At 51.9% G+C, this 1592-nt stretch carries 2 protein-coding genes; one reads left to right on the top strand and one right to left on the bottom strand.

Annotation, left to right across the window (positions count from 1 at the left end):
• Window positions 1-1221: alanine:cation symporter family protein (locus tag D6694_06300; GenBank protein RMH43994.1), on the bottom strand; the 1221-nt coding region annotated here is incomplete at its 3' end.
• Window positions 1222-1268: 47 nt separating this feature from the next.
• On the opposite strand from D6694_06300, the gene D6694_06295 reads away from it, so the two are divergent.
• Window positions 1269-1592: hypothetical protein (locus D6694_06295; protein RMH43993.1), on the top strand; the 324-nt coding region annotated here is incomplete at its 3' end.

The following is a 1592-nucleotide window of genomic DNA, read 5'->3' as shown; positions in this document are numbered from 1 at the left end:
GGCGGTCAGAAAAACAATCATCAAATAAGCAAATACATACCATTTTTGCCTTGCCGTGCCGAACAGAAAAGCAAAACATTTCTGTCCATAATACGCGTAAGTGATCAATGTGCTGACGGCAAAAAATATCACGCATGTCACCATCATGTAACGGCCCACCCCTGGCATGGCGGACTCGAAAGCGGCGGTCGTCATACTGATGCCATCCAGTTCCGTATCGCGCCATACGCCAGTGACCAAAATAATGACTGCAGTTGTCGTACACAAAATGAGTGTATCAATGACGGGGCCCAACATTGCCACCGCCCCCTCGTCGACCGGGTGTCGACTACGTGCGGCGCCGTGTGCCAACACTTCAGTACCGATGCCGGCTTCGTTGGAAAACGTGCCTCGGCGAATGCCCGTCAAAATTAACGATCCCAATGCACCACCCGCAACGGCCTGGCCAGTGAAGGCATCGTAAAAAATTAAGCGAATGGCATCGGGAACAGCTTCAATGTTAACCATCACCACCCAAAATCCGCAGGCGATATACAAAAGCGCCATGAAAGGCACAAGACGCAGGGTGACACGACCAATGCGTTTGACACCACCGAGAATCACAGCGCCAACCAGCATGACAATGGCCAAGGCCATCACTGCGTCGGCAACCAAAGTGCCAGTTTCGCCCGATATCAGTTGATTGGGCAGCAAAATTTGTTCACGAACAATCTGCACAAGCTGATTGGCCTGAAGCATAGGGATGCAACCAAGCATCCCCGCCCACGCAAAGAAATAGGCGAGAAAGTGCCATCTTGGGGGTAAGGCCGTTGTGATGACATACATCGGCCCGCCTTGTATATGACCGCGGTCATCTCGACCACGAAAAGCAACCGCCAACGTTGCTGTGAAAAATTTCGTCGTCATCCCGATAAAGGCACTGATCCACATCCAGAAAATTGCTCCCGGACCACCCACACTGATGGCAACGGCCACCCCTGTAATGTTGCCCATACCCACCGTTCCAGAAAGTGCCGCCGCCAATGCTTGCGCATGACTCCAGTCACCTTCTGCATTCCTTTCACTGCGTTTGAGTAGTTTCAGCGCAAGGGGCAAGAAGTGATAACATCGCCCCCGACTGATCCACAAAAAATAACCACCACCGCCTAAAAGCAATGCCACGAGCCAGGGCCCCCAAGCCCAGTCGCCGAGCTGAATCAGCAACGATTCGATATTTGCCATTTGCCTTGTTATATTGTCATGAGGTGCCTAACAGGGAGCCTAACAAAATGTCGCTTGCGTGCAAATTGCTTTCCGTGATTGCTTTAGTGCCCTTTGTTGTTTACGCCCAATGGCTGCCGACGGCACCCAAGCATTACTCGGTACAACTGTTTGCCCGCATTGACGACGCTCGTTCGCTTGCCATTGGCCCGAATGGACAAATTTTCGTTTCGACTCGCCGTGCAGGAAAAGTCTGGGCGCTCCATGATGACGACAAGGATGGCTACGCAGAGCGCAAGCAGTTGGTCGCTGAAAATCTGGATATGCCCAATGGCATTGCTGTGTGCGGCACTTCGCTTTATGTCGTCACCAACCAAAGCATTCTTCGATTT

The sequence above is a fragment of the Gammaproteobacteria bacterium genome (assembly GCA_003696665.1).
Classification (GTDB): Bacteria; Pseudomonadota; Gammaproteobacteria; order Enterobacterales.
The sequence above is the reverse complement of the archived record's forward strand: the minus strand, read 5'-3'. Positions and strand labels throughout refer to the sequence as shown.